Source organism: Runella salmonicolor (genome assembly GCF_024158025.1).
GTDB lineage: Bacteria > Bacteroidota > Bacteroidia > Cytophagales > Spirosomataceae > Runella > Runella salmonicolor.
Map to the genome: position 1 here is coordinate 158,189 of NZ_JAMZEL010000006.1, position 14,542 is coordinate 172,730.

The following is a 14,542-nucleotide window of genomic DNA, read 5'->3' on the forward strand; positions in this document are numbered from 1 at the left end:
ATAATCAAATTAAAATCCTAAACTATCAGTCGTGCCGTCGAGCAGGGAGTATTGGGTTCGGACCGACGCTTCGGTGGCAGTGGAGGTGGGAGAATTGCATGTAGTGTTAGAATGTCTTGTAAGCAAAAATTTAAGAAATGATTAAGCGCCAAGTATCAACATTAGAAACTTCCAGAGATAGTTTAACTTTTACAGAATGATGAATAAACTCTGATTCCCTGCTTCTAATTATATTATTCTTTAAGCCAATAGGTATATCCACATTTAACAGTTTAAAAACTTTATCAGTTAAATCTGCAAAAATTGATTTGGCCTTCTCCTCGTAATCTGAGTTATGGATATTTAGTACAATTTTTAATTCTTCTACGGTTGATTCATCTTTAGACTCTAAGTAAACAGCTAAGTTATTATGAATAGTATATTTTGTATTAATGCCCTCAAGAGTATATTCATTCTTAGGACTGAGCACATCATTCTCATCATTAATTTCAAAATAATTACTTAATGAATACCAACGTGGCGAATCCCAGTATATATCCCTTTTCCACTCCGATAACTTTCCAATACCAAGTTCTCCCAATAATTGAACTAAATGTTTGGGACTGTTCGAAATAGGATTTTTCTTAAAATCAGTTTGTAAAGAGGCGGTAGCCTCTTTTTCAAGAATTACCCCTTTTTTTCTTAGCTTTTTTAGAATATTTTCTATTATTTTATTAATCGTCACTGTACGAAAATCAAGATATCCAATTGTTAGAGGAATTCCTTGAATTTGAGTATCATCTAATCTAATTGGAAGAATATATTCTTCACTTGAACGAAATGCTCGTGCAAAAGCACTTTTAATTTCATGTCTGGGCCACATTTTCTTTGCATAATTGCTTGATATTAACGGAATAAAAAACAATGATTGATTTTCGTAGATTTCTGACAGATAGACATAGGTATCTTTTCCCCAAATTTCGTCTTGATAATCATAGTCATAAAAAACTTTAACCCCGTTAGAGTTTAGTAAAGTAACTATTTGTTCCGCTATGCCTCTATCTTCTCCTGCAAATGAGATTGCTACGTGGATTGGGTATTCCATTGATTAGTTTATTATAAATTTATCTGTATTTCACGCCACAGCAAATCCCGTATCAGGGCGAACCACAGGTGCGCGGAAACCCAGTACGATGTCTTCCTTGGGTACACCAGCTTCCAATAATGATTCGGCAATGACAAGGTCAGTGCCATCGTGATGTAACCAGATTTTGCCAGCGGGCGTTACTTCTAAGTGGAGCATAGCTCCATACATACGTCGCTCATTTCGCCAATCATTCTGATACAATAAAAACTGACCATGACTTTCATCCACTATCAATTGCACCTTAATGGGGTTGGAAGCCGTTTCAAAAGATTTAATAATATTATTCATTAAATTTAAAACGACTGATTTGTAATACGTTAGCTTATCCATTTTTCAATTTTTTCTTCTTGAACGTGATAAACAATGATTTTAAGACCGAATCTTTCAATTACTTTTTGAGTAAGGGGTTCTTCAAAAAGCGTATCGTATATGTCAAGCGGTACTGCTAAAAACAAAATACGTTCAGGTTGCGTTTCTTCGATGGCCAATTGGTAATAATTAAACTGGCCCAACGCCTTGTAGAATTCATGAATTTCAGACAGGCCAATGAAGCTTTTAATCTCGACTGCTATTTTCAGATTTTCCTTTTCTGCTCCAATTAACCGCTCAGCGCCTAAATCAACCTGTACTGTTCTTTTGAAAGTGGGAATATACAGCGGGTCATCTGTCACAGTCCAGCCTTCGGCAATGAGGGCATTCTTTACAAGCTGATGGTATCGGTCTTTGGCCATTTGGATAGTTTACAATAGAAACCAAAGTTAAGCATTTTTACTATTCATTCAGACCGTCTTTCACTCCAAAGCCATCATTTCGGGCTCCCCATCATCCACACCGATTGCAAGACCAATGTGGCCCGTTTTTGGAGGATTTTGTAGTTGATTTTGTTGGCCGTATCCGAAGTTTGGTGATAGTCAGGGTGTTGGTTGTCCATAAAAAAAGCGTTTGGGATGCCTTTTTTGGCAAAACTATAATGGTCGGATGAGAGTGGCAATAAAGAATAATCTCCTCAATCGGTTATTGGCCAATTACAGGCAGCGTTATAACAAACTCCGTCCCTTCTCCTTCGGTACTCGTCACATCCAACGTTCCCTGATGGCCTTTGGTGACAATATCGTACGACAACGACAGCCCGAGCCCAGTGCCCTCGCCCGTGGGTTTGGTGGTAAAAAACGGTTGAAAAACCTTTTGAATAATGGCTTGTGGAATGCCCAGCCCATTGTCGCGGATGCGAATTTCCACCGTTTTAAGGTCTTTTAGGGTGGTACTTACCCAAATTGTTGGCTCGTAGGCTTCGGCAACAAGTTGCTGTTTTTGGTGAAGGGCATAAAAGGCATTGCCAAACAGGTTGAGCAATACGCGTCCTATGTCCTGTGCGGCAAGGTTGAGCGTCGGAATATCAGTGCTGAAATCGGTGATTAATTGGCAGTTAAAAGTTGGGTGGGTTGCTCGTTGGCCGTGGTAGGCGAGCCGCAGGTATTCGTCGGCCAAGGCGTTGAGGTTGGTTGGCTCCATTTGGCCCGATGATGTGCGCGAGTGCGCGAGCATACTGCGCACAATCGAACTGGCCCGCTGCCCGTGATGGGTGATTTTTTGGAGGTTTTGTCGTAAGTCGGCCAGTATTTCCTGTTCGAGTTCAGGGTCCTGTTTTTCCGCGGCTTTTTCTCTTTCTTCTTGTAGCTCGTCCAATAAATCCACGGAGACTTCTGAGAAGTTATTGACAAAATTGAGCGGATTCTGTATCTCATGGGCCACGCCCGCGGTCAACTCTCCCAATGAGGCCATTTTTTCCTTTTGGATGAGTTGGGCTTGCGTAGCTTTCAAGGTCTCGAGCGACTGATTCAGCTCGGCGGTTCGCTCCATTACCTGACGCTCAAGGGTTTCGTTCTGGGTAGCCAGAATATGTTGTTTTTCCTGCTCTTGAGCTAATGTTTTGGCCGATAGTTTTTGAACTTCTTCCAGATGCAACCGCATGGATTTGTACGTGTGGGTATAGTCTTGCACCAAAGAGAGCGATAGGCCAATAGGAATGCTTAGCACTACTGAAAAAACAAAAATAAGCAGCACAAAAGCTAAGATAAAAGCATTGTCTCCCAGCCCAGTGAGGCTTTGCACAATTCCCATGATGATTCCCGAAAGAATCAATAGCAGTAAAGCAAAAAAGGAGAAACGCAGCGAATTCCAAGGTAATTTATTATCAGCCCCCCCCTGCCGTTTTCCCAGCCAACTCACTCTGATATAATCGATTAGCACCAGAAAAAAAGGAATGAAAAATTGGCCATTAGGTAAAGGCCCGATAAAGCATTGATAGCCAAAACTAACCACCAATGAGGTAATAATAAAGTAAAAGAACCAACCGTGTTGGCGTTTTAAAAAAGTGTAAACGGCCGTCAACAACAAGCCAAAAGCCAGATGAATGCTTAACGTCTGCCCTACATCCAGCAATGATTTTTGGGTAAGAGTTCCCGTAAAGCCATCAATAATACTGAGCGCAAACAGGACAGTAAAGCCAAAAGTGGCAAAGGCTAAGATCAGGTGTACCTTTTGATTAGAGTTGGCACGAAAAAAAAGAAAATGAAGTAGGGAGAGTATCCCGAACAATCCCGTCAGCATACCGCCGACGCCCGCATTCCAAGCAGTATTGACCAATTGGTTGAGCATAGACTGATGCGATGGTTCAAGCCAGAGCTTGAAAGCGTCCTCATCGGTTGAGGCGTAATAGTGCGGGGACGAACGAAATGAGTATCGCAGGGCCATGACGTGGGTATTGGTGTCTTTAACCGTAAACGGAATTTGCATGAGCCTGAGCTGCGATGCTGAATCCTGTGGATCAGAGGTGTTGGTTGTCGCCACCAATTTCCCATCTAAATACAACTCAGAGTGGCCAAATTGTTTTATAATGAGGGAATAGTCCGTTTTTAAGGACTTTTTAGAAAGGTTGAATTTTAGCCTGAACCAGCCTTTTTTTGCATTCCAAAGAGCCTTATTGTCCCGTAATGAGCTGTTTGCTCTTTTCCAATGACGATCATCGTAGCTTGGATTCGCCCATGCTGACGAATCTCCAGCCATAAATTTCCAGTGGTCATCCTTGAAAAATAGCTGCCCCGTTTGAATAGTAATTCCAGTTTTTTGGCATTGACCCAAATACGGAAGTAAAAAAAAGCAGAGGCAAAGCAGTCTTTTCATAGATAAGGGGCTGTTTGCAGCTAAAAGGGGACGATGGCTGCTTTGGCAAATTTAGACAACAATCATTATATTTTAATAAGACATACACGACTTACTGTAGATTGACTCTCAAAACAGATACTGTTTGCGCTGTAATGAAAAACAGCATTTGCCCACTGCGACCGAAAATAGGGCATTCATAGAGTCTCGATAGTCGTAAAAATAGTACAAAAGCGATATAAAATAAGCAAATTCCTACCTTGGGCATTGGGTAAATGGGCTAGGTTCTGCTATATTTGCCCGAATTTTTTTTAAACCTTAAATCAAATATCCTAACTACTACGCATGAATAATATCGTTTATCTCGTTCCTGCTTTTGGTGTCTTGGGGCTATTGTACACGGCCTGGCGTTTCAGCTGGGTGTCGAACCAGCCAGCCGGTGACGCAAACATGCAAAAACTCTCTGGCTACATCGCCGACGGAGCCATTGCTTTTCTTAAAGCTGAGTGGAAAATCCTGGCTTATTTCGCCATTCCCACGGCCATTTTATTATTTTGGTTAGGTTCTGATGAAGGCACGCCTGAGCATCCTATCCATTCTTCACCCCTCATTGCCGTCGCGTTTTTGATTGGTGCGTTGTTGTCGGCTACTGCGGGTTACATTGGTATGAAAGTCGCCACCAAAGCCAACGTACGTACCGCACAAGCGGCGCGGACGTCGCTGGCCAAAGCCCTTGAAGTTTCTTTTACGGGTGGTTCTGTGATGGGAATGGGTGTAGCAGGTTTGGCGGTTTTGGGCTTAGGAGGCCTTTTTATCTTGTTTTATAACATCTTCGCGGCGGGTAAACCGCTGACCTCCGACGAAATGAAAACCGCCATCGAAGTATTGGCTGGGTTTTCGTTGGGTGCGGAATCCATCGCGCTTTTTGCGCGTGTGGGTGGTGGTATCTATACAAAAGCGGCCGACGTGGGCGCCGACCTTGTGGGTAAAGTGGAAGCGGGTATTCCAGAAGACGACGTGCGTAACCCTGCCACTATCGCCGACAACGTGGGCGATAACGTAGGTGACGTGGCGGGTATGGGTGCCGACTTATTTGGCTCGTATGTTGCCACTATTTTGGCAACAATGGTTTTAGGCCAAGAAATTGGTGTAGAAGATAACTACGGAGGCTTTTCGCCCGTATTGCTCCCGATGCTGATTGCGGGGGTAGGTCTGTTGGCGTCGTTGGTTTCCACGTTCTTTGTACGTATCAAAGGAGAAACTTCATCGGTACAAAATGCCTTGAACATCGGTAACTGGGCTTCAATTGGTATTACCTTTGTGGCTTCTTACTTTTTAGTAAAAAATATTTTACCCGAAACCCTCAACCTGCGCGGTTTTGAATTTACCTCTGACGGGGTGTTTTATGCAATCGTGGTGGGTTTGGTTGTAGGGGCGTTGATGTCTTATATCACCGAATATTACACGGCCATGGGCAAGCGTCCTGTGTTGTCAATCATCGAAAAATCAGGAACGGGTCATGCCACCAACATCATCGGAGGTTTGGCCGTGGGTATGGAATCAACGGTGTTGCCAATTTTAACGTTGGCGGGTGGTATCATTCTTTCGTACAAGTTTGCGGGTCTTTATGGCGTGTCTATCGCAGCCGCAGGAATGATGGCTACGACGGCCATGCAGTTGGCGATTGACGCTTTCGGGCCGATTGCCGACAACGCGGGTGGTATCGCTGAAATGTCGCAGTTGCCTCCAGAAGTTCGTGAGCGTACCGACAACTTGGATGCCGTTGGTAACACCACTGCTGCCACTGGAAAAGGTTTCGCCATTGCTTCGGCAGCTCTGACTTCGTTGGCATTGTTTGCGGCTTTCGTTGGAATTGCGGGCATTACCCAAATTGACATTTACAAAGCCGACGTACTTGCGGGCTTGTTTGTTGGCGGTATGATTCCGTTTATTTTTAGTGCGTTGTGTATTTCAGCGGTAGGTAAAGCGGCCATGGAAATGGTGAACGAAGTGCGTCGTCAGTTCCGCGAGATTCCGGGTATCATGGAATACAAAACCGAACCCGAATACGAAAAATGCGTAGCCATCTCTACCGAGGCGTCTATTAAGCAAATGATTTTGCCCGGTGCCATTGCCTTGATTACGCCGGTACTTGTTGGGTTTACCATGGGGCCTGAAGTATTGGGTGGTTTGTTGGCAGGGGTGACCGTATCAGGTGTGTTGATGGGGATTTTCCAATCAAATGCAGGTGGTGCGTGGGACAACGCTAAGAAATCATTCGAAAAAGGAGTAATGATTGATGGTCAGATGTATTTCAAAAAATCGGAACCACACAAGGCTTCCGTAACGGGAGATACCGTAGGGGATCCATTCAAAGATACTTCGGGGCCTTCTATGAACATTTTGATTAAGTTGATGTCTATCGTGTCGTTGGTAATTGCTCCTTATATCGCCGTAAAAGGTGGCCATGACCATACTGCCATGAAAGAAACAATGGAGGTAAACGTAACTAAAAACAACGAAAACGGTACCATCACTAGCGCTGCAACGTTGAAACTTGACAACGGCTTAGAACTCAATATTGCCGCCAATGGCAACCCCATTGAAGTAGGCTTGATTGACTTTATTCGTTCTGACAAACCCGTTGATAAAACGACTTGGTTTGATTTTGACCGTTTGTTGTTTGAAACAGGTAAAGCAACGTTGAAGCCGGAGTCGCAGGAGCAATTGAAGAACGTTTCCGAAATTATGAAAGCATTTCCAGCGGTAAATATCAAATTGGGCGGTTATACCGACAACACAGGTGATGCTAATGCCAATCTCAAACTGTCGAGCGACCGCGCGGCTGCCGTTGAAGCTGAATTGGTAGCGATGGGCATTGACAACAGCCGGATTGACTCAGAAGGCTACGGCGACCAATATCCAGTAGCGTCCAACGACACCGAAGAAGGGCGTGCTCAGAACCGCCGTATCTCGGTTCGGGTGACGAAAAAATAGGAACTATTCCTGATTTATATCATAAAAAGCCTTGCTCTGACCGTTTTTGGAGCAAGGCTTTTGCTTGTGACAGGGTGAACACATAAATTTGCCATAAACGTTTTGCACACCCAATGACTGTTTTTAGTAATCGTATTTCGGAAATAATACTTTACAAATCCGCTAATTTTTCTTCTGACTATGAACCTAACTAAGATTGTTTCCCTGCTGTTTGCCCTTTTGTTTGTTTATTTCGTGGTTGTTCAATACAACGACCCCGACCCTCAGGTATGGATGCCCATCTACGGTATTGCCGTGGCAGCTTGCTTGAGTATCTACTTCGCCAAGGCGCCGCGTCCTTATGTTTTTGTAGTGATGGCACTGGCCTATTTTTTTGCTTCCTATCAGCAATGGCCACCCCAGTATGAAGGCGTATTTTGGGGAGAAATGAAAATGCGTAGCATCAACATCGAGCTCGCCCGCGAATCTCTGGGATTAACGGTGAGCGGAGTAGGAATGCTGTTGATGGCTTACTTACGCACCAGATTGGGGAAGTAAAAGACGCTCGTTACTTGCTTCTTTCGATGGTATATTGGACTAAGCCTTCCAGTGAATTGCGGTAGTTGGACTCAGGAAAGGAGTGTAAAATAGCCTTGGCTTCCTCGACCAGTTTTTGCATGGCCTGTGTAGCGTACTGAATCCCGCCAGAGTCACGAACAAACTGGATGACTTCGGCTACTTTTTGGGGCTTGTCGCTGTGATTTTTGATGATATTGATGATCTGCCGTTTTTTGGTCCAAGTAGTTTGACGTAAGGCGTAAATCAACGGCAGGGTCATTTTTTTCTCTTTGATGTCAATACCGAGGGGTTTTCCTACCTCGGCATCTCCAAAATCAAACAGGTCATCTTTGATTTGAAAGGCGAGCCCTACCTTCTCGCCAAATTGGCGCATTTTGTCAACCAATTCTTCAGATGCTCCCGCAGAACGTGCCCCCACGCCGCAGCAGGAAGAAATAAGCGAGGCGGTTTTTTGGCGAATAATTTCAAAATAGACATCCTCCGTGATGTCCAAGCGGCGCGCTTTTGAGAGTTGAAGAAGCTCGCCTTCGCTCATTTCTCGAACAGCGTTGGAGACAATTTGCAGAAGACTAAAGTCTTGGTTATCAACCGAGAGCAATAGTCCGCGTGATAAAAGATAATCTCCCACCAATACCGCAATTTTGTTTTTCCAGAGGGCATTGACCGAGAAAAAACCGCGTCGGTAGTTGGAGTCGTCAACCACGTCGTCGTGGACGAGCGTGGCGGTGTGGAGCAATTCAATGAGGGCTGCTCCCCGATACGTAGCCTCGGTGATGGAACCGCTAATACCAGCCGTCAAGAAAACAAACATCGGACGGAGTTGTTTTCCTTTTCGACGCACGATATAATTCATGATTTGGTCAAGAAGCATGACCTCACTTTTCATAAATTGCCGAAATTTTCGCTCAAAGGCGTCCATTTCGGAGGAGATGGGGGCTTGAATATCTTTAATGGAAAGAGACATAATTTCAGGGAAAAGTGTACGGGCAACCATGAGTAAGGGGTGGGCCGGTTAGCCGTATACTAATGACAAATTCAGCCTATCGGTATCTTTACTTGTTTTGTTATGGGACAAACGCCAAATTTGGGACAAAATCTGTTAACATTACACGAAAGTTCTATAATTTGTTTCAACCGAGCGACAATAACTGTGATGTCATTCCCCTTTTTTTAGGATGAGAAAATATTTTTGAGGGTAAAATACCAAAAACGGCATTGTTTATGAATACAAAACAAAGGATAGAAAAGGGCAATGTTGGCCACTTTTTGATAAATAATAATAACATACTATGAAGGCATTGGTACTCGGAGGAGGCTCCCTGAAAGGGGCCTTTCAGGTGGGGGTGATTCAGGCGATATTGGAAAGTGGTTTTGAACCCGAAATGATATACGGGATTTCTGTCGGTAGCCTTAACGCTGGCTTTTTGGTAAATGCTGCTGGTAAGCAACACATTGAGGAAAAGGCAATTGACTGGCCAGGTATTAGCCGTCAATTGATTGAGTTCTGGATAAAAAACATTACCCACCCCGAAGACATCGCCATCGTGCGGTCGCGCCTTACCTTGGGGATAGATACCCTGATGAGCCGTTTTGATGGATTGCTAGACACTACTCCTCTGCATACCCTTATCCGAAAAAACCTCAATGAGTTTATTCTCAAAAATAGCCCTGTTAAACTCAAAGTAGGGGCGGTAGACGTTGTAAGCGGTAAAATGGTGTATGCCACGCCCGAAGATGAAAGCTTTTTGGAATACATTATGGCCAGTAGTTCGTTGCCAACGCTGATGCCAGCTATCCATATCAAAGGTCAACGGAAAGCGGCGTACTTAGACGGAGGGCTTCGGGTAGTAGCCCCGCTCAAAGCAGCACTGGAAGATGGAGCCACCGAAATTGTGTGCATAGCCTGCCATGCCGAGCATATTTATGATGAGCCCGTAAACTATCGTAATCTGCTGAAACTGCTGGACCGGGTCAAGGATATTAACGTAAACCAGATTGTTAATAGCGACATTGCGTGGGGGCAAAACTACGTTGAAAAAGAAGGACTAAAAGGTCGGGCGCTGAAACTATCGGTGGTGCGCCCGCATGAACCCTTGCACCTCGATATGTTGAAGTTTAATTCGGACGACATCGTGCGGTTGATTGTTCAAGGCTACAAAACGGGGTTTGAATACATTCAGGAAAATGGATTGCCCATTTTGAATACGCCCAGTGCGGCTCCCAGTGAGTCGCCCCAAAATGCATAGATGCATTTCGGCGGTCAAATGGAGGAATTGAAATTTACTATACTATACTTTTATTTTAAGAATGAATATTACGATTCGCAGAGGTACCGCTGAAGATGTACCCCAGGCATTTGAGTTGGTTCAGGAACTTGCTTTGTACGAAAAAGCCCCCGAACAAGTCACCAATACCCCCGAAATGATGCTCAAAGATGGATTTGGCCCCGAGCCGATTTTTGGCTTATTTGTGGCGGAGGTCGACGGTAAAGTGGTGGGGATTTCGTTGTATTACTATCGTTATTCTACGTGGAAAGGCAAACGCCTCTACTTGGAAGACATCGTGGTGACGGAGTCGATGCGCGGGTATGGCCTAGGCAAACAACTTTTTGACGTGACGGTAGAAGAAGCAAAAAATACCCAATGTACTGGTATGATGTGGCAGGTGCTGGATTGGAACGAACCAGCCATCCAGTTTTACAAAAAATACGGCACCCGCTTTGACGAAGGCTGGATTAATTGTCACTTGGATTTTTAGCGATTTTATAGTCTGCTTCTTTATTTCTTTTTGAGCAACTCACGGAGTTGTTTCTCTATCATTTCTCCTTTTTTTCGGGCATCCTCCATTGGTAGACCCACCTTCATTTCGGGGCGGGTGTGGCCAGTGGAGGTCAGCCAAGCATCTTTCATGAGTTGTTGCCGCTCCGCGACCAATTTCAAAATCTCCTCTCCGTTTGGATGAATGGCCAAAGTGGTTTGGACGTCCTCTGCTGCTTCCAGCCCTTTTTCTCCCAAATACATCAAGACTTGTTTAGCCATCAGCCAATGCCCCAAAGCGTCGGGATGAACGCCGTCTTTGGCCAGTGCAAAGTCGGGATTGTTTTGGCGGTGTTGTTCCAAATAAGTTTTCATTGGAAAGTGCAGGTCGGCTACTTCCCATTTTTGGGCCTTGCGTTGGCTCAATAACCACTCCGAGTAGGTGTCGAGTACGGCGGCATAGCCCACGGCCTTGCCTTTGAGCTCGTCATAAATAGGCGGTGTGAGGTGGACAATCGGTACGCCTAAGTCGGCAATTTGGGTGTGCAACCAAGTGATACCTTCGCGGAATTTTCGGAAGCGTTCTTCATCCAAAGGAAGATAGATGCCATCGTTCATTCCATAACAGGCAAAAACAAAGTCAGGTTTGGTTTGCGTGAGTACCCGTTCGAGACGCTCATGCAAATCGGGTCGGGGAAATCTTCCGCCCGCGTGGTTGGGCTCTGAAAGTCCCGAAACGGTTTCGCTGGGCAAACCCACATTGATGAATTCAAAACGCCTGTTGGGATAATGCGCCAGGAGATAGGCCTCGATGTCGGTGATAAATTGCCCCGCATAGGTGATACTGTTGCCGATAAAGACAATTCGGTGGATTTTTTTGGGGAAGGGTTTGGGGCCGCTGGCTACGGTTGTTGAAAGAGAAAAAAAATAAAAGATAATATACCAAAACGTCTTTTGTTGATGGCGTTTTTTGAATGTTGAATTCATACCTAAAATAGTCAATTGGAAACATAATAAATAAAGTGATTATGGATGAAAACTAATCTTGCAATTCAGCAATAATTTCCGAACCTGTGGTATGAACTATTCAAATGTAATAAAAAGAGGCGTGGACACTTTTTTTAAAGAATGTAACTCTTTAAAATCCAAAGTGCTTCATTTTTCGTATATATACTTTCAATTTAGGATAAAAATGAGAATTCAAGCTAATTTTTGACTTTTTAACTTTAGTTTTTTGCTTGAAAAGTAAAGTTATATTAAAGAAGCAAGGAGCGAATTGAATTCGTTTAATAAAATCTTAACATATTGATATATAGCTTTCTGAGTTGAAGAATTTATTTTAAAAAAATATACCATTTGTCAAGTTTATATATACTATTTCATATTTTTACAGCTTAATACTTTACCCTAACTCATTCATGACAAATATTAAAGCACTCCTTCTTCAGGACAATACGGCCTGTACCCATCCGATTGAAAAGATGATAGAAGAGCCGGGATTCGAAGTACTACGTGTGTTGGCTTCGGCTTCTGACGAGCTTCTCAAAAGCATTTTTACGCTTCAGCCTGATTTGATTATCTGCGAAGACTCTTACAGTAAACTCATTTTGAGTGCCGAGCGGAGAATTAAAAAAAACATCCCTATCGTATTTGTGGGGGCTAATGAAGGCGGTTTTACGGAGATGCCTATTCCCAACCGACCGACGGCGTATCTAAAATGGCCTTTTACGGGTGGTGTTTTACGGGCTATGATTCATCTGCTTATTTAAGATTTCTGGTCCTCTACCTCATTTTTGGAAAAAACGAATGCCTCCGATTTTTGGGGGCATTCGTTTTTATGAGCAAGCCATACGGACGTCAAAAGGCCGTGAATTGATAAAAGTAAAGGCAGAATTAAGTAGATAGCTAATGATTGACCATTTTATGTTTTAGCACCTAATTCAAACCGATACATGAAAAATTACAAAATAATATTGATTGCTCTCATGCCTCTTTTTGCAGGAATAACGACCGTTTGTGCGCAGAAAGGGAGAGAAGTAAGTTTTAAAAAACAGGTACTTACCAAGATGTTCTTTTCGGAAGGCGTGGCGGTGGGAGATGTGAATCATGACGGAAAGAAGGACGTTATGGCGGGGGCATTTTGGTTTCAGGCACCCAACTGGGAACGCCACGAAATCGCCAAAGGAGATACTTTTACGGTCAATGGAGGCTATAGTAATTCGTTCTTGAATTTTAGTATGGATGTCAATCAGGATGGCTGGATTGATTTGATACGGGTAGATTATCCCGGAATTCCGGTGGTATGGCACGAAAACCCGCAGAATAAACCAGGTCACTGGAAAGTACATGTAATTAGCAAATCGCTGGGCAATGAATCTCCGTATTTTGGCGATATTGACGGTGATGGCCGCCCCGATATTGTGGGTAACGATTCTGAATCAAAACAGATTATATGGTTGAAATCTCCCACCAAAAAAGGCGATACCCAGTGGGAAAAAACGGTGATTGCGGAAGGGAATATTCCCGGCACGCACCGATTCACCCACGGCTTGGGGTTGGTAGATATGAACGATGATGGCCGGCTAGATGTGCTTATCAAAGAAGGTTGGTGGGAAGCACCTGCCGACCGTAAACAGCCGAATTGGGCATTTCATAAGGCAAATTTGGGTGAAGATTGCTCGCAAATGTACCTGCTTGATGTGAATCAGGATGGGTTGAAAGACGTTATCAGCACTTCGGCACACGCCTATGGCATGTGGTGGCACGAGCAGGGCAAAGACGGACAAGGTAACGCCACTTGGACGAAGCATGAAATATATAAAGCGTTTTCGCAGACACACGGATTAAGTTTAGTTGACATCAATGGCGATGGACAAAAAGATTTGGTGACGGGTAAACGTTATTTTGCGCACAATGGCAACGACCCCGGAGAGTTTCAGCCAGCGGTATTGTACTGGTTTGAGTTCAAGCCCGGCCCAACGCCTACTTGGACCCCGCACGAAATTGATAATAACTCGGGCGTAGGCTTGCACGTTGTGACGGAAGATATGAACAACGACCGCCTTCCTGATGTTGTGGTGGCGAATAAAAAAGGGGTACACGTGTTTTTGCAACAAAAAAAGTAACCATTTCGAGCGCATTAAATTTCTTTAACAGGTGTCCACAGGACAGCATTTTAACGGGGAATGATGTAAGTTTGTGTTATGAAAGTCGGCTTATTTATTCCCTGCTATGTAGACCAGTTTTACCCGCAAGTGGGTATTGCTACGCTTCAATTATTAGAGAGGTTTGGATGTCAGGTTTCGTATCCTGCCAAACAAACGTGCTGCGGTCAGCCCATGGCCAATTCTGGTTATGAGCATCTGACACATGATTGTAACCGTTTGTTTATCAACAACTTCTCGGAGTTTGATTATATTGTTTCCCCGTCGGGAAGTTGTGTGCTGCACATCAAAGACCACCTGCATGACGACAAACGCGAAGGCGAAGCAACGCACGTGCGGACGCACATTTATGAACTCACGGAGTTTTTGACTGATATCCTCAAGGTTGAAAATTTAACGGCCCATTTCCCGCACCGCGTTGGAGTACATCAGAGTTGCCACGGGCAGCGCGGGCTGCATGTAGCCCAGATGTCGGAGTTGGTGGCACCGCCATTTTCCAAACCCGAAAAACTATTGAAGATGGTTACTGGTTTAGAGTTAGTAAAGCTCGACCGGGTGGATGAATGCTGCGGCTTTGGCGGTACATTTTGCGTGGCCGAAGAAGCCGTTTCGGTACGGATGGGTATCGACCGCGTAGATGACCACGTCAAAAACGGCACCGAAGTTCTGACCGGAGGCGATATGTCGTGTTTGATGCACTTGGAGGGCGTTATTCGTCGTCGTCAATTGCCCATCAAAGTAATGCACATCGCTGAGATTCTAAATGCGAAATGATTTCG

14 protein-coding genes are annotated in these 14,542 nt (G+C 44.3%); 7 read left to right on the forward strand and 7 right to left on the reverse strand.

The genetic code is table 11. The annotated features are described in order from the left end of the window. Positions 1 to 130 precede the first annotated feature (130 nt). From NCI00_RS15925 to NCI00_RS15945, 5 genes are all read right to left on the reverse strand, one after another. Positions 131 to 1,084 (reverse strand): TIR domain-containing protein, encoded by a 954-nt coding sequence (locus NCI00_RS15925; protein ID WP_253529128.1) that lies wholly within the window; start codon positions 1,082 to 1,084, stop codon positions 131 to 133. A 30-nt stretch (positions 1,085 to 1,114) separates the two neighbouring features. After that, positions 1,115 to 1,414 carry a XisI protein gene (locus NCI00_RS15930; protein WP_253529130.1) on the reverse strand — a complete coding sequence of 100 codons (300 nt, stop codon included), beginning with the start codon at positions 1,412 to 1,414 and terminating at the stop codon, positions 1,115 to 1,117. A gap of 29 nt (positions 1,415 to 1,443) precedes the next feature. After that, positions 1,444 to 1,857, reverse strand: a complete 414-nt coding sequence (locus NCI00_RS15935) for an element excision factor XisH family protein (protein ID WP_253529132.1) — start codon at positions 1,855 to 1,857, stop codon at positions 1,444 to 1,446. 74 nt (positions 1,858 to 1,931) lie between these two features. Further along, on the reverse strand, positions 1,932 to 2,117 hold the full coding sequence (locus NCI00_RS15940) for a M28 family peptidase (protein ID WP_256498269.1): 186 nt from the start codon (positions 2,115 to 2,117) through the stop codon (positions 1,932 to 1,934). A 23-nt stretch (positions 2,118 to 2,140) separates the two neighbouring features. Beyond that, positions 2,141 to 4,309, reverse strand: coding sequence for a sensor histidine kinase (locus NCI00_RS15945; RefSeq protein WP_253529136.1), 2,169 nt, complete (start codon positions 4,307 to 4,309; stop codon positions 2,141 to 2,143). Between the two features lie 324 nt (positions 4,310 to 4,633). Here NCI00_RS15945 and NCI00_RS15950 point away from each other — a divergent pair, with 324 nt between their 5' ends. Both NCI00_RS15950 and NCI00_RS15955 read left to right on the forward strand, forming a co-directional pair. Further along, positions 4,634 to 7,285 (forward strand): sodium-translocating pyrophosphatase, encoded by a 2,652-nt coding sequence (locus NCI00_RS15950; protein WP_166560612.1) that lies wholly within the window; start codon positions 4,634 to 4,636, stop codon positions 7,283 to 7,285. Positions 7,286 to 7,465: 180 nt separating this feature from the next. After that, on the forward strand, positions 7,466 to 7,822 hold the full coding sequence (locus tag NCI00_RS15955) for a transmembrane 220 family protein (protein ID WP_166560611.1): 357 nt from the start codon (positions 7,466 to 7,468) through the stop codon (positions 7,820 to 7,822). Positions 7,823 to 7,832: 10 nt separating this feature from the next. Here the strand turns inward: NCI00_RS15955 and NCI00_RS15960 are convergent, their stop codons facing one another. After that, positions 7,833 to 8,807 carry a polyprenyl synthetase family protein gene (locus tag NCI00_RS15960; RefSeq protein ID WP_114462026.1) on the reverse strand — a complete coding sequence of 325 codons (975 nt, stop codon included), beginning with the start codon at positions 8,805 to 8,807 and terminating at the stop codon, positions 7,833 to 7,835. 325 nt (positions 8,808 to 9,132) lie between these two features. On the opposite strand from NCI00_RS15960, the gene NCI00_RS15965 reads away from it, so the two are divergent. Beyond that, positions 9,133 to 10,089, forward strand: a complete 957-nt coding sequence (locus NCI00_RS15965; RefSeq protein WP_253529137.1) for a patatin-like phospholipase family protein — start codon at positions 9,133 to 9,135, stop codon at positions 10,087 to 10,089. A 61-nt stretch (positions 10,090 to 10,150) separates the two neighbouring features. Continuing rightward, positions 10,151 to 10,600 (forward strand): GNAT family N-acetyltransferase, encoded by a 450-nt coding sequence (locus NCI00_RS15970; protein ID WP_114066840.1) that lies wholly within the window; start codon positions 10,151 to 10,153, stop codon positions 10,598 to 10,600. Between the two features lie 20 nt (positions 10,601 to 10,620). Here NCI00_RS15970 and NCI00_RS15975 read toward each other — a convergent pair whose 3' ends face one another. After that, the gene (locus NCI00_RS15975) at positions 10,621 to 11,586 is read right to left on the reverse strand and encodes an SGNH/GDSL hydrolase family protein (protein ID WP_253529138.1); all 966 of its coding nucleotides are present in this window, start codon (positions 11,584 to 11,586) and stop codon (positions 10,621 to 10,623) included. A gap of 431 nt (positions 11,587 to 12,017) precedes the next feature. On the opposite strand from NCI00_RS15975, the gene NCI00_RS15980 reads away from it, so the two are divergent. The 3 genes from NCI00_RS15980 to NCI00_RS15990 all read left to right on the forward strand — a co-directional run bounded on the left by NCI00_RS15980 (position 12,018) and on the right by NCI00_RS15990 (position 14,537). Next, the gene (locus NCI00_RS15980) at positions 12,018 to 12,368 is read left to right on the forward strand and encodes an ANTAR domain-containing protein (protein WP_253529140.1); all 351 of its coding nucleotides are present in this window, start codon (positions 12,018 to 12,020) and stop codon (positions 12,366 to 12,368) included. Between the two features lie 183 nt (positions 12,369 to 12,551). Continuing rightward, positions 12,552 to 13,724 (forward strand): FG-GAP repeat domain-containing protein, encoded by a 1,173-nt coding sequence (locus tag NCI00_RS15985; protein ID WP_253529141.1) that lies wholly within the window; start codon positions 12,552 to 12,554, stop codon positions 13,722 to 13,724. Between the two features lie 78 nt (positions 13,725 to 13,802). Then, on the forward strand, positions 13,803 to 14,537 hold the full coding sequence (locus NCI00_RS15990) for a (Fe-S)-binding protein (RefSeq protein ID WP_253529142.1): 735 nt from the start codon (positions 13,803 to 13,805) through the stop codon (positions 14,535 to 14,537). Positions 14,538 to 14,542 lie beyond the last annotated feature (5 nt).

Coding starts and splice junctions, on each gene's coding strand:
- NCI00_RS15925 (WP_253529128.1), bottom strand. CDS start 1,084: ATGGAATACCCAATCCACGTAGCAATCTCATTTGCAGGAGAAGATAGA.
- NCI00_RS15930 (WP_253529130.1), bottom strand. CDS start 1,414: ATGAATAATATTATTAAATCTTTTGAAACGGCTTCCAACCCCATTAAG.
- NCI00_RS15935 (WP_253529132.1), bottom strand. CDS start 1,857: ATGGCCAAAGACCGATACCATCAGCTTGTAAAGAATGCCCTCATTGCC.
- NCI00_RS15945 (WP_253529136.1), bottom strand. CDS start 4,309: ATGAAAAGACTGCTTTGCCTCTGCTTTTTTTTACTTCCGTATTTGGGT.
- NCI00_RS15950 (WP_166560612.1), top strand. CDS start 4,634: ATGAATAATATCGTTTATCTCGTTCCTGCTTTTGGTGTCTTGGGGCTA.
- NCI00_RS15955 (WP_166560611.1), top strand. CDS start 7,466: ATGAACCTAACTAAGATTGTTTCCCTGCTGTTTGCCCTTTTGTTTGTT.
- NCI00_RS15960 (WP_114462026.1), bottom strand. CDS start 8,807: ATGTCTCTTTCCATTAAAGATATTCAAGCCCCCATCTCCTCCGAAATG.
- NCI00_RS15965 (WP_253529137.1), top strand. CDS start 9,133: ATGAAGGCATTGGTACTCGGAGGAGGCTCCCTGAAAGGGGCCTTTCAG.
- NCI00_RS15970 (WP_114066840.1), top strand. CDS start 10,151: ATGAATATTACGATTCGCAGAGGTACCGCTGAAGATGTACCCCAGGCA.
- NCI00_RS15975 (WP_253529138.1), bottom strand. CDS start 11,586: ATGAATTCAACATTCAAAAAACGCCATCAACAAAAGACGTTTTGGTAT.
- NCI00_RS15980 (WP_253529140.1), top strand. CDS start 12,018: ATGACAAATATTAAAGCACTCCTTCTTCAGGACAATACGGCCTGTACC.
- NCI00_RS15985 (WP_253529141.1), top strand. CDS start 12,552: ATGAAAAATTACAAAATAATATTGATTGCTCTCATGCCTCTTTTTGCA.
- NCI00_RS15990 (WP_253529142.1), top strand. CDS start 13,803: ATGAAAGTCGGCTTATTTATTCCCTGCTATGTAGACCAGTTTTACCCG.